Origin of the sequence: Pseudomonas sp. DTU_2021_1001937_2_SI_NGA_ILE_001 (assembly GCF_032463525.1) — a bacterium.
Classification (GTDB): domain Bacteria; phylum Pseudomonadota; class Gammaproteobacteria; order Pseudomonadales; family Pseudomonadaceae; genus Aquipseudomonas.
In genome coordinates, this window is sequence record NZ_CP135971.1 from 2,370,498 (window position 1) to 2,394,408 (window position 23,911).

19 protein-coding genes are annotated in these 23,911 nt (G+C 64.4%); 10 read left to right on the forward strand and 9 right to left on the reverse strand.

The features are described 5' to 3' along the window. Positions 1 to 7 precede the first annotated feature (7 nt). Complete coding sequence (locus RRX38_RS10065; RefSeq protein WP_315962398.1) at positions 8 to 1,099, forward strand: NADH:flavin oxidoreductase/NADH oxidase; 1,092 nt, start codon at positions 8 to 10, stop codon at positions 1,097 to 1,099. Positions 1,100 to 1,105: 6 nt separating this feature from the next. On the opposite strand, the gene RRX38_RS10070 is transcribed toward RRX38_RS10065, so the two are convergent. Further along, a complete protein-coding gene (locus RRX38_RS10070; protein WP_315962399.1) occupies positions 1,106 to 1,975 on the reverse strand; it encodes a carboxylate/amino acid/amine transporter in 870 nt (289 codons plus the stop codon). 304 nt (positions 1,976 to 2,279) lie between these two features. Further along, on the reverse strand, positions 2,280 to 2,879 hold the full coding sequence (locus RRX38_RS10075; protein WP_295476685.1) for an FMN-dependent NADH-azoreductase: 600 nt from the start codon (positions 2,877 to 2,879) through the stop codon (positions 2,280 to 2,282). Positions 2,880 to 2,911: 32 nt separating this feature from the next. On the opposite strand from RRX38_RS10075, the gene RRX38_RS10080 reads away from it, so the two are divergent. After that, on the forward strand, positions 2,912 to 3,049 hold the full coding sequence (locus tag RRX38_RS10080) for a hypothetical protein (protein ID WP_295476684.1): 138 nt from the start codon (positions 2,912 to 2,914) through the stop codon (positions 3,047 to 3,049). 21 nt (positions 3,050 to 3,070) lie between these two features. Here the strand turns inward: RRX38_RS10080 and RRX38_RS10085 are convergent, their stop codons facing one another. After that, complete coding sequence (locus tag RRX38_RS10085; protein WP_295476683.1) at positions 3,071 to 3,388, reverse strand: 3-phosphoglycerate kinase; 318 nt, start codon at positions 3,386 to 3,388, stop codon at positions 3,071 to 3,073. Between the two features lie 60 nt (positions 3,389 to 3,448). On the opposite strand from RRX38_RS10085, the gene RRX38_RS10090 reads away from it, so the two are divergent. From RRX38_RS10090 to RRX38_RS10105, 4 genes are all read left to right on the forward strand, one after another. Further along, complete coding sequence (locus RRX38_RS10090) at positions 3,449 to 4,372, forward strand: LysR family transcriptional regulator (RefSeq protein ID WP_315962400.1); 924 nt, start codon at positions 3,449 to 3,451, stop codon at positions 4,370 to 4,372. Positions 4,373 to 4,384: 12 nt separating this feature from the next. Continuing rightward, the gene (locus tag RRX38_RS10095; RefSeq protein WP_315962401.1) at positions 4,385 to 5,188 is read left to right on the forward strand and encodes an alpha/beta hydrolase; all 804 of its coding nucleotides are present in this window, start codon (positions 4,385 to 4,387) and stop codon (positions 5,186 to 5,188) included. Between the two features lie 93 nt (positions 5,189 to 5,281). Next, positions 5,282 to 5,845, forward strand: coding sequence for a peptidylprolyl isomerase (locus tag RRX38_RS10100; protein WP_295476680.1), 564 nt, complete (start codon positions 5,282 to 5,284; stop codon positions 5,843 to 5,845). Positions 5,846 to 5,933: 88 nt separating this feature from the next. After that, positions 5,934 to 7,766 (forward strand): ABC transporter ATP-binding protein, encoded by a 1,833-nt coding sequence (locus RRX38_RS10105; protein ID WP_315962402.1) that lies wholly within the window; start codon positions 5,934 to 5,936, stop codon positions 7,764 to 7,766. A gap of 58 nt (positions 7,767 to 7,824) precedes the next feature. Here RRX38_RS10105 and RRX38_RS10110 read toward each other — a convergent pair whose 3' ends face one another. Continuing rightward, positions 7,825 to 8,952, reverse strand: a complete 1,128-nt coding sequence (locus RRX38_RS10110) for a GNAT family N-acetyltransferase (RefSeq protein WP_315962403.1) — start codon at positions 8,950 to 8,952, stop codon at positions 7,825 to 7,827. Positions 8,953 to 9,226: 274 nt separating this feature from the next. On the opposite strand from RRX38_RS10110, the gene RRX38_RS10115 reads away from it, so the two are divergent. Further along, positions 9,227 to 10,477 (forward strand): putative porin, encoded by a 1,251-nt coding sequence (locus tag RRX38_RS10115; protein ID WP_315962404.1) that lies wholly within the window; start codon positions 9,227 to 9,229, stop codon positions 10,475 to 10,477. A 138-nt stretch (positions 10,478 to 10,615) separates the two neighbouring features. Here RRX38_RS10115 and RRX38_RS10120 read toward each other — a convergent pair whose 3' ends face one another. From RRX38_RS10120 to fadD1, 3 genes are all read right to left on the reverse strand, one after another. Then, positions 10,616 to 11,737 (reverse strand): beta-ketoacyl-ACP synthase III, encoded by a 1,122-nt coding sequence (locus RRX38_RS10120; RefSeq protein ID WP_315962405.1) that lies wholly within the window; start codon positions 11,735 to 11,737, stop codon positions 10,616 to 10,618. Between the two features lie 203 nt (positions 11,738 to 11,940). Beyond that, positions 11,941 to 15,852: an ATP-dependent RNA helicase HrpA gene (hrpA, locus tag RRX38_RS10125; protein WP_315962406.1), complete on the reverse strand. Its 3,912-nt coding sequence runs from the start codon at positions 15,850 to 15,852 to the stop codon at positions 11,941 to 11,943. Positions 15,853 to 16,183: 331 nt separating this feature from the next. Next, positions 16,184 to 17,875, reverse strand: a complete 1,692-nt coding sequence (gene fadD1 / locus RRX38_RS10130) for a long-chain-fatty-acid--CoA ligase FadD1 (protein ID WP_315962407.1) — start codon at positions 17,873 to 17,875, stop codon at positions 16,184 to 16,186. 303 nt (positions 17,876 to 18,178) lie between these two features. Between fadD1 and RRX38_RS10135 the strand changes: the two genes are divergently transcribed. Both RRX38_RS10135 and RRX38_RS10140 read left to right on the forward strand, forming a co-directional pair. After that, positions 18,179 to 19,123, forward strand: coding sequence for an alpha/beta hydrolase (locus RRX38_RS10135; protein ID WP_315962408.1), 945 nt, complete (start codon positions 18,179 to 18,181; stop codon positions 19,121 to 19,123). 42 nt (positions 19,124 to 19,165) lie between these two features. Beyond that, positions 19,166 to 19,636 (forward strand): MaoC family dehydratase, encoded by a 471-nt coding sequence (locus RRX38_RS10140; RefSeq protein WP_315962409.1) that lies wholly within the window; start codon positions 19,166 to 19,168, stop codon positions 19,634 to 19,636. A 589-nt stretch (positions 19,637 to 20,225) separates the two neighbouring features. On the opposite strand, the gene RRX38_RS10145 is transcribed toward RRX38_RS10140, so the two are convergent. Together RRX38_RS10145 and RRX38_RS10150 are read right to left on the reverse strand one after the other, a co-directional pair. Beyond that, positions 20,226 to 20,384: a hypothetical protein gene (locus RRX38_RS10145; RefSeq protein WP_315962410.1), complete on the reverse strand. Its 159-nt coding sequence runs from the start codon at positions 20,382 to 20,384 to the stop codon at positions 20,226 to 20,228. 74 nt (positions 20,385 to 20,458) lie between these two features. Then, positions 20,459 to 20,803 carry an aspartate-semialdehyde dehydrogenase gene (locus RRX38_RS10150; protein WP_315962411.1) on the reverse strand — a complete coding sequence of 115 codons (345 nt, stop codon included), beginning with the start codon at positions 20,801 to 20,803 and terminating at the stop codon, positions 20,459 to 20,461. Positions 20,804 to 21,022: 219 nt separating this feature from the next. Here RRX38_RS10150 and rapA point away from each other — a divergent pair, with 219 nt between their 5' ends. Continuing rightward, complete coding sequence (rapA, locus tag RRX38_RS10155; protein WP_315962412.1) at positions 21,023 to 23,869, forward strand: RNA polymerase-associated protein RapA; 2,847 nt, start codon at positions 21,023 to 21,025, stop codon at positions 23,867 to 23,869. The last annotated feature ends 42 nt before the right edge of the window (positions 23,870 to 23,911 follow it).

Below are 23,911 nucleotides of genomic sequence, written 5' to 3' on the forward strand. Positions count from 1 at the left end.
GTCGTGTATGTCTGCACTGTTCGAACCCTTCCGTCTCAAGGACGTCACCCTGCGCAATCGCATCGCCATTCCGCCGATGTGCCAATACTCCGCCGAAGAAGGCCTGATCAACGACTGGCACCACGTGCACCTGGCCAGCATGGCCCGTGGCGGCGCCGGCCTGGTGGTGGTGGAAGCCACCGCCGTGGCCCCGGAAGGCCGCATCACCCCCGGCTGCACCGGCATATGGACCGACGAACAGGCCCAGGCGTTCGTTCCCGTGGTGCAGGCCATCAAGGCTGCCGGTGCCGTGCCGGGTATCCAGATTGCCCACGCCGGTCGCAAGGCCAGCGCCAACCGTCCCTGGGAAGGCGACGACCACATTGCCAGCGATGACCCGCGTGGCTGGGAAACCATTGCCCCGTCGGCCATCGCCTTCGGCCACCACCTGCCGAAAGTGCCGCGCGCCATGACCCTGGACGACATCCAGCGGGTCAAGCAGAACTTCGTGGATGCCGCGCGCCGCGCGCGTGAAGCCGGCTTCGAATGGATCGAGCTGCACTTCGCCCACGGTTACCTGGGCCAGAGCTTCTTCTCCGAGCACAGCAACCAGCGCACCGACGCCTATGGTGGCAGCTTCGACAATCGCAGCCGCTTCCTGCTGGAAACCCTGGCGGCAGTGCGTGAGGTGTGGCCGGAGAACCTGCCGCTGACCGCGCGCTTCGGGGTGATCGAATACGACGGTCGCGACGAGCAGACCCTGGCCGAGTCCATCGAACTGGCGCGGCGCTTCAAGGCCGGTGGCCTGGACCTGCTGAGTGTCAGCATCGGCTTCACCATTGCCGAGACCGAGATTCCATGGGGGCCGGCGTTCCTCGGCCCGATCGCCGAGCAGGTACGCCGCGAGGCGGACATTCCAGTGACTTCGGCCTGGGGCTTCGGCGACCCGCAACTAGCCCAGGCCGCCGTGCAGAACGGCCAGCTAGACCTGGTATCGGTAGGCCGCGCGCACCTGGCCGACCCGCACTGGGCGTACTTTGCCGCCAAGCAGCTGGGCGTGGACAAAGCCTCCTGGACCCTGCCCGCCCCTTACGCGCACTGGCTCGAACGCTACCGCTGATGCACCTCAGCCCGCCGTGAGGCCTTCACGGCGGGCTCCGAGGCGACCGATCCAGATCGACGCGACGATCACCAGCCCTCCTACCAGCAACCTGCCCAGGTCCTCGTGACGGTTCCAGATCAGCAGGTTGATCAGCAAGCCCAACGGCACGTGCAGGTTGCCCATCGCTGCCAGGGTGCCCACCGGCACCAGGCACGCGCCCTTGTTCCACCAGTACATCGCCAGCGCGGTGGAGCACAGGCCGAGGAACACCAGCACCAGCCACTGCTGCGGCGCGTCCGGCAGGCGCTGCGGATTGCCGAAGGCCAGAAACGCCGGCAGCACGACCAGCAACGCCCCGACGAAGAAGTAGCCGAAACGCCGATAGTCCGGCAGGTCGCTGGGGTAGCGCGCAGTCAGGTGACGGTACAGCACCTGCCCGGCGGCATAAGTGAAATTGGCCAATTGCAGCAGCAGGAAGCCGCCCAGGTAATCACCATCCAGCCCGTCGTAGCGGATCACCCCGGCGCCCAGCACCGCCACCACCGCGGCCAGCAGTGCCCAGGGGTTGAAACGTCGGTTCAGCGCATCTTCGATGAGGGTCACATGCAACGGGGTGAGGATGGTGAACAGCAGCACCTCGGGCACGGTCAGCACCCGGAAGCTCAGGTACAGGCACACATAGGTGATACCGAACTGCAGCGCGCCAATCAGCAACATGCCGCGCATGAACCCCGGCTCGACCTGGCGCCAGCGCGTCAGGGGAATGAACACCAGACCGGCCAGCAGCACACGAATCAGCACCGCCAGGTAACTGTCGACATGACCGGCCAGATAGACACCGATCAGGCTGAAGGAAAACGCCTGGATCAGCGTAACGATAAGTAGATAGTTCATGCAGGCCCCCAATTGAACGGAGGCGACCTTAGCGGTTCGTGCGCGACGCTGTCCATAACACTGTCATGGCGAGCAGCTTCAACCGCCAAAGCCCTACCACCGCCATCCCGGCTGAAGCCGGTCCCAGCCGTTCGTGCCGCCACCGCGGTGAGTTCATCCGGTAGGCGCGGCTGCGCCGCGAACCGCTATTCCAGAATGGCGCGCACAAAAGAAAACCCGGCAGCGCGGAGCAGCGCTTGCCGGGTCGGGCGCCCACCCAGGGGCGCGAACGGGAAGAGAGAGCGTGAAGCGGGTAATGCAATGATCAGGCGATCTCGGCCAGCTGTGCCTGGGCCTGGCTCAGGCCCTTGGCGCTGAATTCCTCACCCATGTTCAAGCCTTCGGCGTGCACGAAGGTCACGTCGTGGATACCGATGAAGCCCAGTACCTGGCGCACGTAGGGTTCCTGATGGTCCATGGCGCCGCCGGTGTACAGGCCGCCACGGGCGGTCAGCACGATGGCACGCTTGCCGGTCAGCAGGCCCTGCGGGCCGGTTTCACCGTACTTGAAGGTCACGCCGGCACGCAGCACATGGTCGAACCAGGCCTTGAGGGTGCTGGGGATGGCGAAGTTGTACATGGGGGCGCCCAGTACCAGGACATCGGCGGCCAGCAGCTCGTCGGTCAGCACGTTGGAGCGCTCCAGCGCGGCCTGCTCGGTGGTGCTGCGCTGCTCGTCGGGCTTCATCCAGCCGCCCAGCAGGGTGGCATCCAGGTGCGGCACAGGGTCCAGCGCCAGGTCACGCACGGTGAGGGTGTCGGCCGGGTGAGCGGTTTTCCACTGCTCGATGAACTGGCGGGTGAGCTGGCGCGACACCGAGCCTTCCTGACGGGCGCTGCTTTCGACGATCAATACGCGGGACATGTTCTACTCCATCTGTTCGAGGGCGGCTCGGCATGCGTCAGGGGGAAGCCATTCAGGCGTTTCACCCGCTGCGCAGCCTGGAAGCCGGCGGCGTTGAGTTGATGGAGGCCACTTTAATCATCGAATCGATCATGAAAAAGCGCAAAAATCTGCTTCGATCCATCGAATAATCAGGTCAATTGGTTTAGGCTTCAGCTCGCTGGCTCGCACTCGAGCTTGATGCGCAACTTGATGATGCTGCGAGTGAACTTCGCCACCACGTCCAGGCTTTCCCCGGCCTTGACCTGCACGCGGCGCAGGCGTGGTGCCTCGGGGCCGTTGTTGAACTCCACCCGGCAGCTTGCGTCGACCTGGCCGTAGTTGTTCAGGGTGATGGAGCCGGTGTCATGAAAGGTGTCGTGGCTGCGGTAGTCCACCTGCACCCCCGGCGTGCGCTTCTGCACCTCGATCGGGTACGCCAGCGCCACGCTCGGCAGCAAGGCCAGCAACAGATAACAGGTCCGCTTCATCGGTAGTCTCCGCAGGGGGATGTGATGAGCGGACGATAGCCCTCTCTGGAGAATCCGTCGATGAAAGCCCCCCGCGTGACCCTGGACCAATGGCGTACCCTGCAGGCCGTGGTCGACCACGGCGGCTTCGCCCAGGCCGCCGACGCCATGCACCGCTCGCAGTCGTCGGTCAGCTACACCGTGGCGCGCATGCAGGAACAGCTCGGCGTACCGCTGCTGCGCATCGACGGGCGCAAGGCAGTGCTCACCGAGGCCGGCGAAGTGCTGCTGCGCCGCTCGCGCCAGCTGATCAAACAGGCCAGCCAGCTGGAAGACCTCGCCCACCACATGGAACAGGGCTGGGAAGCCGAGGTACGCCTGGTGGTGGATGCCGCCTACCCCACCGCACGCATCGTGCGCGCCCTTACCGCGTTCATGCCGCAGAGCCGCGGCTGCCGGGTGCGCCTGCGCGAAGAGGTGTTGTCCGGGGTCGAGGAAGTGCTGCTCGAAGGCATGGCTGACCTGGCGATCAGCAGCCTGAACATCGCCGGCCACCTGGGCACCGAAATCAGCACCGTGGAATTCGTCGCCGTGGCCCACCCTGAACATGCCCTGCACAAGCTCAACCGCGAGCTGACCTTCCAGGACCTGGAAACCCAGCTGCAGGTGGTAATCCGCGACTCCGGGCGCCAGCAACCCCGCGACGTCGGCTGGCTGGGCGCAGAGCAACGCTGGACGGTGGGCAGCCTGGGCACGGCCGCCACCTTCATCAGCAGCGGCCTGGGCTTCGGCTGGCTGCCACGACACATGATCCAGCGCGAGCTGCGCGAAGGTGTGCTCAAGCCCCTGCCACTGGAAAAAGGCGGCAGCCGCAGCCCGGCGTTCTATCTTTACTCCTCCAAGGACAAACCGATGGGCCCGGCAACCCAGATCCTCATCGAGCTGATCCGCAACTTCGACACCGCGCCGCTGGATGCGCCATTCGCGGCACCACCCCAAGCCTGACAGGAGTCACGCATGGCTTTTTTCGAACATGACGGCTGTTCGCTGCACTATCAGGAATATGGCCAGCAGGCCTCCGGCCAGGGCGCGCCGATCCTGCTGCTGCACGGCCTGGGTTCCAGCGGCCAGGACTGGGAATACCAGATTCCGGCACTGGCCGCCCGGCACCGGGTCATCACCCTCGACCTGCGCGGCCACGGCCGCTCCGATAAACCCCGTGAGCGCTACAGCATCAAGGGCTTTGCGGCCGACGTCGAAGCGCTGATCGAGCACCTGCACCTGGGACCGGTGCATCTGGTGGGCCTGTCGATGGGCGGCATGGTCGGCTTCCAGCTGGCGGTGGACCAGCCACAGCTGCTCAAGAGCCTGTGCATCGTCAACAGCGGCCCGCAGGTCAAGGTGCGCAGCCTCAACGACCTGTGGCAGTGGCTGCGGCGCTGGAGCCTGGCTCGGCTGCTGAGCATGCAGGCCCTCGGCCAGGCCTTGGGCAAGCTGCTGTTCCCGCGCCCCGACCAGGCCGAACTGCGCCACAAGATCAGCGAGCGCTGGGCACGCAACGACAAGCGCGCCTACCTGGCCAGCTTCGACGCCATCGTCGGCTGGGGCGTGCAGGAGCGCCTGGGGCGCATCGCCTGTCCGACCCTGGTGGTCGCCGCCGACCGCGACTACACACCCGTGGCGCTCAAGCAGGCCTACGTTAAGCTGATTCCCGGCGCCCGCCTGGTGGTCATCGACAACTCGCGCCACGCCACGCCGCTGGACCAGCCCGAAGCCTTCAACCGCACGTTGCTGGAATTCATCGAGGCACAGCCGGTCTGAACCCCGGCAAGCAGGCCACACTGGTTTCACCCGAGCGGCTGTGGTTTCCTACCCGGCCACCGTCGTAACCATTACCGAAGGACCTTCCGGACCATGTTCAAGAACCTCGCTCTCGCCGCCTGCACCGTGCTGTTCTCGGCCAACCTGCTGGCTGCGGACGCCAAGAAGACCCACGTCGTGCTCGACACTAGCTTCGGCCAGATCGAACTGGAGCTGGCCGACGACAAGGCGCCGATCACGACCAAGAACTTCCTTGCCTACGTCGACAGCGGCTTCTACAGCAACACCATCTTTCACCGCGTGATCCCCGGCTTCATGGTCCAGGGCGGCGGCTTCAACCAGTACCTGGTGCAAAAACCCACCCAGGACCCGATCAAGAACGAAGCCGACAACGGCCTGAACAACGTGCGCGGCACCATCGCCATGGCCCGCACCTCCAGCGTCAACTCGGCGACCAGCCAGTTCTTCATCAACACCAACGACAACGCCATGCTCGACCACGGTGTGCGTGACTTCGGTTACGCCGTGTTCGGCAAGGTGGTCAAGGGCATGGACGTGGTCGACCAGATCGTCAATGCCCGCACCTCCAGCCAGAAAGGCATGCAAGACGTGCCTGTCGACCCGATCCTGATCAAGTCCGCCAAGCGCGTGAACTGATCGGCAGCCGACCTGCCCTGCGGGGCAGGTCGCACGGGACCGTTCGCCACCTTCAAGGAGATCCCGCCGCCCGCGGGTACCGGAACCCATGCTTTATCGTCGTTTCGAGCAGTTCATCGACATCTTCCGGGATGACCCCGGCACCGCCCCACCCAACCGGGTCCTGCCCTTCTACTTGCACTACCTGCGCCAGGTCTGGCCGAGCTTCGCCGCGCTGCTGGTGGTCGGGCTGGTGGTGGCGCTCATCGAGGTGGCGCTGTTCAGCTACCTGAGCCGCATCATCGACCTGACCCAGAACACCCCGCCGGCGCAATTCTTCAGCTTGCACCGCAACGAGCTGATCTGGATGGCCGTGGTCACCCTGTTGCTGCGCCCGGTGTTCGTCGGCCTGCACGACCTGCTGGTGCACCAGACCATCAGCCCCGGAATGACCAGCCTGATCCGCTGGCAGAATCACCGCTACGTGCTCAAGCAGAGCATCAACTTCTTCCAGAACGACTTCGCCGGGCGCATCGCCCAGCGCATCATGCAGACCGGCAACTCGCTGCGCGACTCGGCGGTGCAGGCCATGGATGCGCTGTGGCACGTGCTCATCTACTCGCTCAGCGCCTTGGTGCTGTTCGCCGAGGCCGACTGGCGGCTGATGATTCCGCTGGTGCTGTGGATCGGCGCCTACATCCTGGCGCTGATGTACTTCGTACCGCGGGTCAAGCAACGCTCGGTGCAAGCCTCCGACGCACGCTCCAAGCTGATGGGGCGCATCGTCGACGGCTACACCAACATCACCACCCTCAAGCTGTTCGCCCACAACAACCACGAACAGCGCTATGCCCAGGAAGCCATCCAGGAAAGCAACGAAAAGACCCAGCTGGCCGGCCGCGTGGTCACCGCGATGGACACTGCGATCACCACCATGAACGGCCTGCTGATCGCCGGCACCACCGGCCTGGCCCTGTGGTTGTGGACCCAGTCGCTGATCTCCATGGGCGCCATCGCCCTGGCCACTGGCCTGGTGATCCGCATCGTCAACATGTCGGGCTGGATCATGTGGGTGGTCAACGGCATCTTCGAGAACATCGGCACCGTGCAGGACGGCTTGGAAAGCATCTCGCAGCCGGTCGCGGTCACCGACAAGCCCGCTGCCCAGCAGCTGCGCATCACCCAGGGCGGCGTGCGCTTCGATGGCGTGGATTTCCACTACGGCAATGGCAAGGGCATCATCCACGGCCTCGACCTGGACATTCGCCCTGGCGAGAAGATCGGCCTGATCGGCCCCTCCGGCGCGGGCAAGTCCACGCTGGTGAACCTGCTGCTGCGCCTCTACGACGTGCAGGCCGGGCGCATTCTCATCGATGGCCAGGACATCGCCGAGGTGACCCAGGAAAGCCTGCGGGCGCAGATCGGCATGATCACCCAGGACACCTCGCTGCTGCACCGCTCGATCCGCGACAACCTGCTGTACGGCAACCCGGACGCCAGCGACGAACAACTCTGGGAAGCGGTGCGCCGCGCCCGCGCCGAAGAGTTCATTGCGTTGCTGTCCGACGCCCAGGGCCGCAGCGGCTTCGATGCCCACGTGGGCGAGCGCGGTGTCAAGCTGTCAGGCGGCCAGCGCCAGCGCATCGCGATCACCCGGGTGCTGCTCAAGGACGCTCCGATCCTGATCATGGACGAAGCCACCTCGGCGCTGGATTCGGAAGTCGAAGCGGCGATTCAGGAAAGCCTGGAAACCCTGATGCAGGGCAAGACCGTAATCGCCATCGCCCACCGCCTGTCGACCATCGCGCGCATGGACCGCCTGGTGGTGCTGGACAAGGGACGCATCGCGGAAATGGGCAGCCACGCCGAACTGCTCGCCCAAGGCGGGCTGTATGCCCGGCTGTGGCGGCACCAGACCGGCGGTTTCGTCGGGGTGGACTGAGCACTGCCGAGAACGCATCGCCGCTGAAGCGGCTCCTACCAGCCCGGCAGGAGCCGCTTCAGCCTTCGGCGCGATAGGGCAATGCCTGGCGGGCCTCCTCGGCGTAGGCCAGGACGCCGACGCGCTCCTGTTCCAGGAAGTCCTGCACCGCCTCTTTCAAGCCCGGATGCAGCAGGTAATGCCAGGAATGGGTGATCTGCGGTTCGAAGCCGCGGATCAGCTTGTGCTCGCCCTGCGCCCCGGCGTCGAAGCGCTGCAGGCCATGGGCGATGGCGTAGTCCATGCCCTGGTAGAAGCAGGTCTCGAAGTGCAGGCGGTCGAACTCTGCCAGGCAGCCCCAGTACCGGCCATAGAAGCTACCTCCGCCGACCAGGCTGAAAGCCATGGCCACCGGACGCGCGCCCTGGCGGGCCAGCACCACGCGGATCGCCTCGGGCATGCGCTGGCCCAGCAGGCTGAAGAACTCGCGGGTCAGGTAAGGAGCCTGGCCGCGCACCTCATAGGTGTTGCTGTAGCAGGCATACACGAAGTCCCATAGCGCTTCGCTCATCTGCGCGCCGCCCAGCCATTCGAACTCGATGCCCTGCCCCGCCACCTGCTCGCGCTCCTTGCGCATCTGCTTGCGCTTGCGCGAACTCAAGGTGTCGAGAAAGTCCTGGAAATCCCGATAGCCCCGGTTGTGCCAGTGGAACTGGCAGCCCAGGCGCTGCAGCCAGCCAGGCTGCCCGGCAAGCAAGACATCGGCGGCCGGGTCGGTGAAGTTCACATGCGCGCTGGACAGCCCTTCGCCCTGCAGGTATGCCGGCAGGCCCTCCAGCAGCGTCGCGCCGGCCTCGGCACTGCTGGCCAGGATGCGTGCCCCGCTCACCGGGCTGAACGGCACGGCGGCGAGCAGCTTGGGGTAGTAGCCGATACCGGCGCGGCGGCAGGCATTGGCCCAGCCATGGTCGAAGACATACTCGCCGTAGGAGTGCCACTTGCGGTACGCCGGCATGGCCGCGCGCAGCTGGCCGGCGTCCTCGAACAGCAGGTGCTCGGCCTGCCAGCCTGTCCCTGCACCCAGGCTGCCGCTGTCTTCCAGGCTGGCGAGAAAGGCGTGCCGCAGGAATGGCTGTTCATCCGCCAAAAGGGCATCCCAACGCTCGGCTGAAACCGCCTTCAGGCTATCGACCACATGTACAGGCATCGGCGTGCTCCGGGCTACGGACAAGGCTGCCAGTATCACCCATCCATCGCCCGGCGTCCCGCCCAAACTACGCCGAACGCTCTATCTCGGGCCTTCTAGACGAAAAAGTGCAACAGGATCGTCATTCACGCGCCATCACTTCGCCACTTTTCTGTAATACCCGACAGTAATACTGGCGCCTGTTTTTAGAACCGGTTGCAAAACCTTGAACCTTATCCCGATTGGGATGTCCTGCGCGCCGGCGAGCACTGGCGCAACCGTCTTGGAGATCATTATGCGTTCTGTTTCCACTCGTACTGCAGCGGCCCTGTGTGGCGGCCTGGTATTGGCCCTGAGTGTTCCGGCCCATGCCGCAGTCGACGCCAAACTGCTGGAGATGCTGAAAGCCAACGGCTCGATCACTCAGGCCCAGTACAACGAACTGCAAACCGAGCTGGCCAAGGATCAACAAGCCGCTGCCACCGCGGCCAAGTCTTCGGCCGCACAGAGCGATTTCGAGAAGAAGCTGGCCTGGGCCGCCAAGACCCAGTTCAAGGGTGACGTGCGCTTCCGTCACGAGACCGTCAAGATCGACGGCCAGACCAACGCCCAGGACAAGGATCGCCAGCGTATCCGTGCCCGCCTGGGTGCCTACACCGAGATCAACCCGCAGGTCAGCACCGGTATCCGTATCGCCACCGGCGGCAACAACGACGCGCGCTCCACCAACCAGGACCTGGACAACTACTTCGTCAAGAAAGACCTGTGGCTAGACCTGGGCTACATCGACTACCACCCGACCGCCATCAAGGGCCTGTCGCTGATCGGCGGCAAGATGAACCAGCCTTGGGAAAGCATGGGCGACATCATCTGGGACAGCGACATCAACCCGGAAGGCCTGGCCGCCACCTACAGCTTCCCGGTCAACGACAGCCTGAAGCTGTTCGGCAGCGCTGGCCACTTCACCCTGAAGGACAACATCGACGGCGAAGGCACCCAGTTCCGCCACGACCTGCGTCTGTACTCGGGCCAGTTGGGCGCCAACTTCAAGGCCACCGACAACCTGAAACTGACCCTGGGCGGCAGCGTCTACGGTTACGACAACGACAAGGACAGCGCAGCCCTGCGCGTCAACGGCAACACCAGCACCGAATTCCGCCTGTACGAAGGCTTCGGCCAGATCGACATCGGTGGCCTGCCAATGCCGCTGTCGCTGTACGGCCAGTACGTGGTCAACGACGAGTCCACCGACGGCCACGACACCGCCTGGCTGGCCGGCTTCAAGACCAAGTTCTACGACCTGAAGTTCGACTACAACTACCGCGATACCCAGCGTAACGCCGTGGTGGGTGCCTTCACCGACTCCGACTTCGCCAACGGCACCACCGGTTCGCGCGGCCACAAGCTGAAGATCGGTTACGACATCGACAAGAACTTCTCGGTGGGCGCCACCTACTTCCTGACCAAGGCCGACTTCGCCACGGCCAGCAGCCCGCGCGACGCCGATGCCAACACCCTGCAACTGGACGTGGAAGCCAAGTTCTAAAAATGCCGCAACGGCAGGCCGCCCTGGCCTGCCGCTGGCCAGCCGTTAAAACCGGGCGCCTGTGTATCGTTCCCCATCATCCGACGATACCCAGACGCTCGGTTTTTTTGCGAGGCATATACCAACCTGTTGCAGCGATCAGCGCTTGCGCAGGATCACACTGCCGATCGAATAGCCGGCACCGAACGAGCTGAGCACGCCCAGCGCGCCGGTGGGCAGGTCGTCCTGATGCTTGTGGAAGGCGATCACCGAACCGGCCGAACTGGTGTTGGCGTAGGTGTCCAGGATCACCGGCGCCTCCTCGGCAGAGGCTTCACGACCCAGCAGCTTCTTGACGATCAGATGGTTCATGCTCAGGTTGGCCTGGTGCAGCCAGAAGCGCTGCACGTCGCTGACGTTCAGGCCGCTGTCCTGCAGGTGGGCAGCGATCAGTTCGGCGACCATCGGGCACACCTCGCGGAACACCTTGCGGCCTTCCTGGACGAACAGTTTGTCTGGCGTGCCGACGCCCTGCTCGTCAGCGCGGTTGAGGAAGCCGAAGTTGTTGCGGATGTTGTTGGAGAACTGGGTCAGCAACCGCGTGCCGACGATCTCGAACTGATGGGCGGAGGTGGCCAGGTCGGCGCGTTCGACCACCAGCGCGGTGGCCGCGTCACCGAAGATGAAATGGCTGTCGCGGTCACGGAAGTTCAGGTGCGCGGTGCACACTTCCGGGTTGATCACCAGCAGCGCCCGGGCCTGGCCGAGCTGCACGCTGTTGCACGCGGCCTGCACGCCAAAGGTCGCCGACGAGCACGCCACGTTCATGTCGAAGCCATAGCCCTGGATACCCAGCGCGGCCTGAATCTCGATGGAAATCGCCGGGTAGGCGCGCTGCAGGTTGGAGCAGGCGACGATCACCCCGTCGATGTCCGCCGGAGTCTTGCCGGCGCGCTCCAGCGCCTGGCGCGCGGCCGCCACGCCCATTTCGCAGAGAATCGACGGCTGGTCGTCGCTGCGCTCGGGCAGGTAGGGTTTCATGCGTTGCGGGTCGAGGATGCCCTGCTTGTCCAGAACGAAACGGCTCTTGATTCCCGAAGCCTTCTCGATGAAGGCGGCATCGGATTCGGCCTGGGCCTGGACCTCGCCACGCGCGATGGCGTCGGCGTTTTCCTGGTTGAACTGCGCCACCCAGGTGTTGAAGGACTGCACCAGCTCTTCGTTGGAAATGCTCTGGGCCGGGGTAAACAGGCCTGTGCCGCTGATGACGACGTTATGCACGATCGTTCCTCTCTTGTTAGTGGTTTGGTTCACGCCAGCCCAGCAAACTGGAACCCGCGTACCAATTCAGATCCATGCGCCGTTTCACAGCACCCGTCCCTGGGCGGCCGGCAATCGCCAGCCAACGCCTGCAAGTGCCGAAGTGTGCCATAGCGCCGCGACCGGGCGCTATCGCGCCCGCATTCGGCCCAAGGCGCTACCTGTCAGCCTTGCACCTGGCTCCACTGCTTGCTCAACCGTTTGTCGGACACCGGAATGCGCGTGCCCAATTGCTGAGCGAATAGCGAAACGCGGTATTCCTCCAGCCACCAGCGCCAGGTGCTCAGCTCGGCATCGCGCTTGCCCTCCTGGGCGTGCTTGTCGGCGCGTGCCTGGTACTGCGCCCAAAGCTCGCCCAGCTCGATGCTCCACACCCGGTCCTTCTGCAACTGCGCCGGGAGCTTCTCCAGGCGCAGTTCGATGGCCTTGAGGTAGCGCGGCAATTCCTTGAGCCACTGGGCCGGGGTCTCGCGCACGAAGCCTGGGTACACCAGGCGGCCGAGCTGAGCCTTGATGTCGTTGAGCGCCACGGCGCGGGCCAGGTCGATCTTGCCCTTGAAGCACTTCTGCAGGCCGTGCCACAGCTTGAGGATCTCCAGGGTCAGGCGCGCCAGGCGCTCGGCATGTTCCGCCCAGTCGCCACGCTTGCGCTCGGCCAGCGACGCCAGGCCCGCGCCGTCACGGGGCAGTTGCGTCTCGCCTTCCAGCACGCAGCTGTCGAGGCTGGCCAGCAGGATGTCTTCGACCAGCGACTCGACCCGCCCCAGTTCGCGATACAGCAGCGCCAGTTCGGTCTGCCCCGGCAGCTTGCCGCGCAGGAACTTGGCGGTGTCGCCCAGTTGCTGCAACAGCAGGCGCTGCAAGGCCCGCCGGTGCTGGTATTCGGCTTCGGCCTGAGTCGAGAAGCGCCCCTCCTTGACGGTGCCGCCCTCCTCGACCAGCGCCGGGTAGACGGTCATCGACAGCCCGGCGACCTTCTGCTGGGTCTTTTCCTCGACCTTGGCAAAACCCTTGGCCTCCACCGGCTGCTGGCTCCTGGCGCCCTGCGGCACGGCCAGGGCGGCCTGCCCGGCTTCGGCGAAGCGTGCGTTGAGGACATCGAGGTCACGACCTTCGCCGAGGAACTTGCCGCTGCCATCGACCACTTCGAGGTTCATGCGCAGGTGGCTCTCGACCTGTGCGGCGGCCTCGCTCCAGGCTTCGTCCGGCACCCGCGCACCGGTCATGCGCAGCAGCTCGTGACCCAGCGCCTGAGGCAAGGAGCCCTGGCCGAAGCTGATGCGCTGCAACGCCGCCTTGACGAAGTCCGGCACCGGCACGAAGTTCTTGCGGATCGCCTTGGGCAGGTTGCGCACCAGGGCAATGCACTTGGCCTCCAGCAGGCCCGGCACCAGCCACTCCAGACGCTCACCCGGCAACGACGGCAACAGCGGCGCCGGCACGCGCAGGGTCACACCGTCGCGCGGGTGATTGGGTTCGAAGTGGTAGCTCAGCGGCAGGCTCAGTTCGCCCAGGCGCAGGCTGTCGGGGTACTGCGCGGCGGTGACTTCCTTGGCCTCGCGGGCCAACACGTCTTCCTCGCGCATGATCAGCAACTGCGGGTCCTTCTGGCTGCCCATGCGGTACCAGGCGTCGAAGGTCGCGGTCTGGTGGATTTCGGCGGGCAGGCGCGCTTCATAGAAGGCGTAGAGGGTTTCTTCGTCGGCGAGAATATCGCGGCGCCGCGCCTTGGCTTCGAGTTCGTCGAGCTGCTCCAGCAGGCGTGCGTTGGCGCTCAGGCAGCGGGCACGGGAGTTGATGTCGCCGCGCACCAGGCCCTCGCGGATGAACAGCTCACGCGACACCGGCGGGTCGATCGGCCCGTAATGCACCGGGCGGCGACCGACCACGATCAGCCCGTACAGAGTGATCTGCTCGAACGCCACGACCTGGCCACGCTTCTTCTCCCAGTGCGGTTCGAAGTGGTTCTTCTTCACCAGGTGCCCGGCCAGCGGCTCGATCCAGTCGACGTCGATCTTCGCCACCATGCGCGCATACAGCTTGGTGGTTTCGACCAGCTCACCGGCCATCACCCATTGCGGGCGCTTGCGGCCCAGGCCGGATGACGGGTGAATCCAGAAACGCCGCTGGCGGGCGCCGAGGTAGTCGCCCTCTTCGGTCTTCTGGCCGATCTGGCTGAGCAGTCCGGAGAGGATCGCCTTGTGGAATTTCGGGTAATCGGCCGGCTCCGGGTTGATCGGCAGCTTGAGGTCGCGACAGATCAGCGTCAGCTGCCGGTGCGCATCGCGCCATTCACGCAAGCGCAGGTAATTGAGGAAATTGCGGCGGCACCAGTTGCGCAGCGGGCTGGAGGTTAGCGCCTGGCGCTGCTCTTCGAAACCGCGCCACAGGTTGACCAGCGCGGCGAAATCCGAGTCGGCGTCCTTCCATTGCGCGTGCGCCTGGTCGGCGGCCTGCTGGCGCTCTGGGGGCCGCTCGCGCACGTCCTGCACCGACAGCGCGCTGGCGACGATCAGCACTTCCTGCAGGCTGCCCAGCCTGGCAGCCTCGAGCAGCATGCGGCCCATGCGCGGGTCCACCGGCAGGCGTGCCAGCTGGCGGCCCAACGGGGTGAGCTGGTTCTCACGGTTGACCGCCGACAGCTCCTGCAACAGGTTGAAGCCGTCGCTGACCGCCTTGCCGTCTGGCGGCTCGATGAACGGAAAGGCACTGATATCACCCAGGCGCAGGTGCAGCATCTGCAGGATCACCGCCGCCAGGTTGGTGCGCAGAATCTCCGGGTCGGTGAATTCGGGTCGCGACAGAAAATCCTCTTCGCTGTACAGCCGCACGCAGATACCCGGCTCGACCCGCCCGCAGCGGCCCTTGCGCTGGTTGGCGCTGGCCTGCGACACCGCCTCGATGGGCAGGCGCTGGACTTTGGCACGGTAGCTGTAGCGGCTGATGCGCGCGGTGCCGGTGTCGATCACGTAGCGAATGCCCGGTACGGTCAGCGAGGTTTCCGCAACGTTGGTGGCCAGTACCACGCGACGCCCGGCATGCGGCTGGAAGATGCGCTGCTGTTCGGCCGGGGTCAGCCGTGCGTACAGCGGCAGGATCTCGGTGTGCTTGAGCTGGGCCTTGCGCAGCACCTCGGCGGCGTCGCGAATCTCACGCTCGCCGGGCAGGAACACCAGCACGTCGCCGGGGTTCTTGCGCTCGCTGCGCTCATGGGCGGCCAGTTCGTCGAGGGTGGCGAGGATCGCCTGGTCGACGGTGAGGTCTTCCTCGACACTGTTACCCTCTTCGTCCTGCTCGCTGGTCAGCGGTCGGTACCAGGTTTCGACTGGGAAGGTGCGCCCGGACACTTCGATGATCGGAGCGTCGTTGAAGTGCTCGGAGAAGCGCTGCAGGTCGATGGTCGCCGAGGTGATGATGACCTTGAGGTCCGGGCGGCGCGGCAGCAGGGTCTTCAGGTAGCCGAGCAGGAAATCGATGTTCAGGCTGCGCTCGTGGGCTTCGTCGACGATGAGGGTGTCGTAGCGCTCCAGGAAGCGGTCGTTCTGCGTCTCGGCGAGCAGGATGCCGTCGGTCATCAGCTTGACCAGGGTGTTCTCGTCGCTCTGGTCCTCGAAACGCACCTGGTAGCCGACCAGCGAGCCCAGCGGCGTGCCCAGCTCCTCGGCCACCCGGCTGGCGACGCTGCGTGCCGCGATGCGTCGCGGCTGGGTATGGCCGATCAGGCCATGCTGGCCACGGCCGATCTCCAGGCAGATCTTCGGCAACTGGGTGGTCTTGCCCGAGCCGGTCTCGCCGGCGATTACCAGCACTTGGTGCTTGAGCAAGGCGGCCTTGATTTCATCACGTTTGGCGGCGATGGGCAGGTTGTCGTCATAGCGGATGGCGGGCACGCTGCGCCGACGTGCCTCGACCCGCGCGCAGGACGCCTGGAAACGCTCCAGCCACTGCCCCAGCCGGGCCTCGTCGGGGTGCTTGCGCAGTTCGTGCAACTGCCGACGCAGGCGATGACGCTCGCGGCTTTCGGCTTGATCGAGGTTTTTCAACAGCTGGTCGATGGAGGGCGATTCGGCGGTCATCAGCTACGCGGGGTCTGCTCGAGGGGACAAAGCGGGGATTGTCGCAGATTTGACCCGATACGGGGCACTCCCGGCGGTCCTTGGCCATTCTGCACCCGTTCAGGCGCGATGGGGCAGACAGACTTTTTGCGGCTCAAGCCGCTACCTGCCAGAGGGTGGGAATCCGGCAGGAGCAGCCTCAGCCGCATTACTGATCAGTGAAGCGTTGAAGCGAGCTTGCTCGCGAAAAGGCTGGTAAGCCCGATACATCCGTTTCGAGCCTGCCGCGATAATCGCGAGCAAGCTCGCTCCAACGGTCGGACTGACCCGTATGGGGTCAGGGCGCAAAGCGTTACTTCTTCACGCCCAGCTTCTTGAGCTCTTCGTCACGCAGTTCGCGACGCAGGATCTTGCCGACGTTGGTGGTGGGCAGCGCGTCGCGGAACTCGACGCTGCGCGGCACCTTGTAGCCGGTCAGGTTGGCACGCATGTGCTCCATCACCTGCTCCTTGGTCAGGGTCATGCCCGGCTTGACCACCACGAAGACCTTGATCGACTCGCCAGACTTCTCGTCCGGTACGCCGATGGCCGCGCTCTGCAGCACACCCGGCAGGGTCGCCAGCACGTCTTCCAGCTCGTTGGGGTATACGTTGAAACCGGAGATCAGGATCATGTCCTTCTTGCGGTCGACGATACGCAGGTAGCCATCGGGCTGGATGATCGCGATGTCACCGGTTTTCAGCCAGCCTTCGCCATCGAGGATTTCCGCCGTGGCCTCGGCGCGCTGCCAGTAGCCCTTCATCACCTGCGGGCCCTTGATGCACAGCTCGCCGATTTCGCCGAACGGCAGCTCGTTGCCGGCGTCGTCGATGACCTTGCACAGGGTAGACGGCACCGGAATGCCGATGGTGCCCATCTGGTTCTTCTGCGAAGGGTTGACGGTGGCCACCGGGCTGGTCTCGGTCATGCCATAGCCTTCGCAGATCGCGCAGTGGGTGACTTCCTTCCAGCGCTCTGCCACGGCCTGCTGCAAGGCCATGCCGCCAGACAGCGTGACCTTCAGCGCGGAGAAGTCGAGGTTACGGAAGTCCTGGTTGTTGCACAGCGCAACGAACAGGGTGTTGAGCCCCACGAAGCCGCTGAACTTCCACTTCGACAGCTCCTTGACCATTGCCGGCAGGTCGCGCGGGTTGCTGATCAGGATGTTGTGGTTGCCGCAGTGCATCATCGCCATGCAATGGAAGGTGAAGGCATAGATGTGGTACAGCGGCAGCGGGGTGATGATGATCTCGCAGCCCTCGCCGAGGTTCGAGCCCATCAGCGCGCGGCACTGCAGCATGTTGGCGATCAGGTTGCGGTGGGTGAGCATCGCGCCCTTGGCGACCCCGGTGGTGCCGCCGGTGTATTGCAGCACCGCCACGTCGTCGGCCGCCGGCGACGCTTCGTTGATCGAACGGCCGCGCCCCATGGCCAGGACGTCGTTGAAACGCAGCGCCTGTGGCAGGTGATAGGCCGGCACCATCTTCTTCACGTACTTGATGACCGCATTGACCAGCAGACGCTTGAAGGTCGGCAGCAGGTCGCCCACTTCGGTGACGATGACATGGCGAACCTGGGTCTTGGGCACCACCTTTTCGGCCAGGTGCGCCATGTTGGCCAGGCACAGCAGGGCCTTGGCGCCGGAGTCGTTGAACTGGTGTTCCATTTCCCGCGCGGTGTACAGCGGGTTGGTGTTGACCACGATCAGTCCTGCGCGCATGGCACCGAACACCGCCACCGGGTACTGCAGGACGTTGGGCAACTGCACGGCGATGCGGTCGCCGGGCTTGAGGTCTGTGTGCTGTTGGATCCAGGCGGCGAAGGCGCCGGAAAGCTCGTACAGCTCGCCGTAGGTGAGGGTCTTGCCGAGGTTGCTGAACGCCGGTTTGTCGGCGTAGCGCTGGCAGGATTGCTTGAGCACCGTCTGGACGTTCGGATGCTCGTCAGGATCGATCTCGGAGGCGATGCCGTCCGGGTACTTGTCCTTCCAGAAGTTTTCGATCATGCGAGCCTGCTCCTTAGCGACGGCGAATTCTCCACATCGTGGGGGCGACGGTGAGTGAATGTAATTGGAGTTATGCGATTCACGTTTTCACTGGATTACGCTGGAAAGCGCGCCGAGATTAGCAGCTTTGCCAAATAGCGCCTAGGGGCTAAGGTAGCCGTTCCAGTCACAAATACGACCAGAATGTAAAAAACAGTCACATTTTTGTAAGTGACCATACAGTCGGCTTTTCCACGTCCATGACTGTAAATCGCCAGCAGTATTACACTCCTGAAATCAGCCTCCGCGCACAGGACACCGGCCATGCAGCAGCACACCTTCTGGCTTGACACCAACGATCACACGCGGATCTACGTCAACGCCTGGTTGCCAAGCGCCGACCCCAAGGCGCTGCTCATGCTCTGCCACGGCATGGCCGAGCACAGCGAGCGCTATGCCCGCTTCGCCGAACGACTCTGCGCAGAGGGCTACGGCGTATACGCCCACGACCAGCGCGGGCATGGCAAGACCGCCGCGCAAGGCGTGGCCGGCCACTTCGCCAGCGCAGATGGCTGGAGCAAGGTGGTCGGTGACCTGTCGAACCTGGCCCAGGCCGTCAGCGAACGACACCCAGGCAAGCCACTGTTCCTCATGGGCCACAGCATGGGCAGCTTCATCGTCCAGGCCTGGCTGATGCACCACGGCGCCAGCCTGCAAGGCGCGATTCTCTGCGGCTCCAACTACCAGCCCGCCAAGCTGTATCACGTTGCCCGACTGGTCGCCCGGTTCGAACGTCTGCGCCAGGGCCCCGAAGGCCGCAGCGCGCTGATCGAGTGGCTGTCGTTCGGCCGTTTCAACGACGGCCTGGGCAAAACACGCACCCCCTTCGACTGGCTCAGCCGTGACCCACAGGAAGTCGACAAGTACATCCACGACCCGCTCTGCGGTCTGCGCTGCACCAACCAGCTGTGGGTCGACCTGCTCGGCGGGTTGGTCAGGATCAGCAAGCCGGCGAACCTGGCGCAGATCGATCCGAGTCTGCCGATGCTGATAATCGGCGGCGAATGTGATCCGGTCAGCGCCGGCAAGCGTCTCAAGGATCTGGCTCATGTGCTGTGCGGGGTTGGCCACCAGGCATTAAGGCTTAAACTCTACCCCGGTGCGCGGCACGAGCTGCTCAACGAGACCAATCGCGATGAAGTGACGCGCGATGTGCTCGACTGGCTGCAACAGGCCCTCGAGCGACCACGACCACCCCGGGCCGAATGAGCCGTCGCCCCGGCCTTTATTTCTACCGTCAGGATTTGCCCCATGACCCAGGTCACCAACACGCCTTACGAAGCCCTCGAAGTCGGCCAGACCGCCAGCTACAGCAAAACCGTCGAAGAACGCGATATCCAGCTGTTCGCCGCCATGTCCGGTGACCACAACCCGGTCCATCTGGATGCCGAGTACGCCGCCAAGACCATGTTCAAGGAGCGCATCGCCCACGGCATGTTCAGCGGTGCGCTGATCAGCGCCGCCGTGGCCTGCGAGCTGCCTGGCCCAGGCACCATCTACATTGGCCAGACCATGAGCTTCCAGAAGCCGGTCAAGCTGGGCGACACCCTGACCGTGCGCCTGGAAATCCTTGAAAAGCTGCCCAAGTTCCGCGTGCGCATCGCCACCCGCGTGTTCAATCAGAACGATGAACTGGTCGTGGACGGCGAAGCCGAGATTCTCGCACCGCGCAAGCAGCAGGTCGTCGAGCTGACCGAACTGCCGCAGATCACCTTCGCCTGATTCCCGGTTGATGGGGCGATCTGGCTGGTAGAAAAGCAGCTTCGCCCCTTCCCCAAGCATTCCTCCCCAGTTTTTTTCAGACAAAAAAATGGGCGACCGAAGTCGCCCTAAATGCCTTGCGTGCTCGTTGTGAAGCGCTGCGCGTCAGTTGCGCGAGTCGTTCCAGAAAAACAGTGCCAGACCGGTGAAGAACAGGGTCAGCATGGTCATGGTCACGTAGCCGACCGATACGACGAATTGCGGGTTGTCCAGGAAAAACATGCTGCCTTCCTCCGGCTTGCTGCTGATCGATGGGGTTAGATTAGTGCCAGATCGGCAGGCGGACATTGACCTGGATCAGTGATCCACAAGGTGATGGACAGGCAAGCCTGGTTCGATCAGAGCGTCGACGGCTACCAGGACCGACTTCAGGCGCAGGAAGGAAATAACGGCCAATACAGCTCAGTTAGCCGCTATGTGGCTCGGTAGGAGCGGCTTTAGCCGCGAAAACGCCAGGAAATTCACCGCATCTGTGAACATGCTATCGCTTCGCGGCTGAAGCCGCTGCTACCCGGTCTAACTGATCAGTATTGAAATAAAGGCAGGAGATTCAGCGCTTCTTGGGCTTCTTCTTCGATTTTTTCTTGGCGTTGAGCGGCATGGCCTGTTCGAAGGCCTGGCGCATTTCATCGAGGCGCTTGTCCTTGATGTCGTGAATGCGCTTGGCGCGCTCGGCACCGAAATCGATCAGTTTGGCTTCATCGCTCATGGCGGACGGTTCTCGGACAACGTGGTATCGAGACGCATGATGCGCAAAGGCAGGCCTGGCTGGCAACCGCAGCCTCAGACCTCGACGTCCACCCACAGCCCCTGGCGTGGCTCGTTGTCGATCAGTGGCACCACCGGCACGGTGTTGTCGGCATTCAGCGAGTCGCCTGGCACCACCAGCGGCCCCTCTTCCTGATCATGCTCGGGCGGGGCTTCGCCACGCTGCTGGCGTTGCTGGCGCTCCTGCTCCTCACGCAATCGCAAGGCAGCCTGTTCGGCATCGTCATGGCGCAGGTCGATGCTGTTGTCGCTGCCGCTCGGCTGGGTCGGCACCACAGGCGGAATCTCGGGCAGTCGCTTGGCAGGGTCGAGCTGCGATGTGACGGGCACCACACTCAGGGGAAGCGTCGGTTGCAGCATAGTTATGTCCTCCTCATCCCCACCTGGTCGGCGGCCGTTTCGTCGTCTTGAGCCCGTCTGGCTGAAACATTTCGACTATGTTTTCAGCTGTTAGTGCCCTTACGAAGCAAAATACCCGCAAACGTGGGCGGATACCCGTTGTTTTTTCGTGACGCCTTTGGCCTTGAGGAGCAGCATCCGTTACCATAGCCGGCTTTTTTCATCGCGGAGACATGCAGCATGGCGCAGCAGTATCAACCGGGGCAACGCTGGATCAGCGACAGCGAAGCCGAGCTCGGACTAGGCACCGTTCTGGCACAGGATGGCCGCTTACTCACCGTGCTCTATCCGGCCACTGGCGACACCCGCCAGTATGCTCTGCGCAACGCACCGCTGACCCGCGTGCGCTTCTCGCCGGGTGACGTCATCACCCACTTCGAGAACTGGAAGATGACCGTGCGCGAGGTCGAAGACGTCGACGGCCTGCTGGTCTACCACGGCTTCAATGGCCAGAACGAACTGGTCACCCTGCCGGAAACCCAGCTGTCCAACTTCATCCAGTTCCGCCTGGCCACCGACCGCCTGTTCGCCGGGCAGATCGATCCCCTGCCCTGGTTCGCCCTGCGCTACAACACCCTCGAACACACCAGCCGCCAGCTGCAGTCGTCGCTCTGGGGCCTGGGTGGCGTACGCGCCCAACCCATCGCTCACCAGCTGCACATCGCCCGCGAAGTGGCCGACCGCATTGCACCGCGGGTTCTGCTGGCCGACGAAGTGGGCCTGGGCAAGACCATCGAAGCCGGCCTGGTGATCCACCGCCAGCTGCTCTCCGGCCGCGCCAGCCGGGTGCTGATCCTGGTACCGGAAAACCTCCAGCATCAATGGCTGGTGGAAATGCGCCGGCGCTTCAATCTGCAGGTCACGCTGTTCGACAGCGAGCGCTTCATCGAAAGCGATGCCAGCAACCCCTTCGAAGACACCCAGCTGGCCCTGGTGGCCCTGGAGTGGCTGGTCGAGGACGAAAAGGCCCAGGACGCGCTGTTCGCCGCCGGCTGGGACCTGCTGGTGGTCGACGAGGCCCACCACCTGGTGTGGCATGAAGAAAAGGCCAGCCGCGAGTACTCGCTGGTCGAACAGCTGGCCGAAGTGATTCCGGGCGTGCTGCTGCTCACCGCCACGCCGGAACAGCTCGGCCAGGACAGCCACTTCGCCCGCCTGCGCCTGCTCGACCCGCACCGCTTCCATGACCTGGCCGCGTTCCGCACCGAGAGCGAGCACTACCGCCCGGTGGCCGAAGCCGTGCAAGAGCTGCTCGACCAGGGGCGCCTGTCTGCCGCCGCCACCGAAACCATTCGCGGCTTTCTGGGTGCCGAAGGCGAAAGCCTGATCAGCGCCGTGAATGCCAGCGATGCCGATGCCAAGGCACGGATGATCCGCGAACTGCTCGACCGCCATGGCACCGGCCGTGTGCTGTTCCGCAACACCCGCGCCGCCGTACAGGGCTTCCCGGAGCGCCACCTGCACCCCTACCCGCTGCCCAACCCGGTGGAGTACATGGAGCTGCCGCTGGGCGAGCACGCCGACCTCTACCCGGAAGTCAGCTTCCAGGCCCAGACCGACACCGACGAAGAACATCGCTGGTGGCGCTTCGACCCCCGTGTCGAATGGCTGATCGATACCCTGAAGATGCTCAAGCGCGTCAAGGTCCTGGTGATCTGCGCCCACGCCGAGACCGCCATGGACCTGGAGGACGCCCTGCGCGTGCGCTCCGGCATTCCGGCCACGGTGTTCCATGAAGGCATGAGCATCCTGGAACGCGACCGCGCCGCCGCCTACTTCGCCGATGAAGAGTTCGGCGCCCAGGTGCTGATCTGCTCGGAAATCGGCAGCGAAGGCCGCAACTTCCAGTTCGCCCATCATCTGGTGCTGTTCGACCTGCCGTCTCACCCAGACCTGCTGGAACAGCGTATCGGTCGTCTGGACCGCATCGGCCAGAAGCACACCATCGAGCTGCACGTGCCGTACTTGGAAACCAGCCCGCAAGCACGGCTGTTCCAGTGGTACCACGAGGCGCTCAACGCCTTCCTCAATACCTGCCCGACTGGCAACGCCCTGCAACACCAGTTCGGCCCTCGCCTGCTGCCGCTGCTCGAAGGCGGCGACGACGACCAGTGGCAGGCGCTGATCGACGAGGCGCGCGCAGAGCGTGAGCGTCTGGAAAGCGAGTTGCACACCGGCCGTGACCGCCTGCTGGAACTCAACTCCGGCGGCGCCGGTGAAGGCGAGGCACTGGTGGAAGCGATCCTCGAACAGGACGACCAGTTCAGCCTGCCTATCTATATGGAAACCCTGTTCGACGCCTTCGGCATCGACAGCGAGGACCATTCGGAAAACGCACTGATCCTCAAGCCCAGCGAAAAGATGCTCGACGCCAGCTTCCCGCTCGGCGACGAGGAAGGCGTGACCATCACCTACGACCGCAACCAGGCGCTGAGCCGCGAAGACATGCAGTTCGTCACCTGGGAACACCCCATGGTGCAGGGTGGCATGGACCTGGTGCTGTCCGGCTCGATGGGCAACACCGCCGTGGCGTTGATCAAGAACAAGGCCCTCAAGCCCGGCACCGTGCTGCTCGAGCTGATCTACGTCAGTGAAGTGGTCGCGCCCCGCGCCCTGCAGCTGGGCCGCTACCTGCCGCCTGCGGCACTGCGCTGCCTGCTCGACGCCAACGGCAACGACCTGTCCGGCCGGGTGTCCTTCAACACCCTCAACGATCAGCTGGAAAGCGTACCGAAGGCCAGCGCCAACAAGTTCATCCAGGCCCAGCGCGATGTGCTGACGCCGAAGATCAACGCCGGCGAAGCCAAGGTCGCGCCACGCCATGCCGAACGCGTGGCCGAGGCCCAGCGTCGCCTGGCGGCGGATACCGAGGAAGAACTGGCCCGCCTGACCGCCTTGCGCGCCGTCAACCCGACCGTGCGCGAGAGCGAGCTGGAAGCCTTGCGTGAGCTGCGCGAGAAAGGCCTGGCCATGCTCGACAAGGCAGCGCTGCGCCTGGAAGCGATCCGGGTGCTGGTGGCCGGCTGACGCCTTCGCTCCCACCTGCAGGAGCGGCTTCGCGACGCAAGC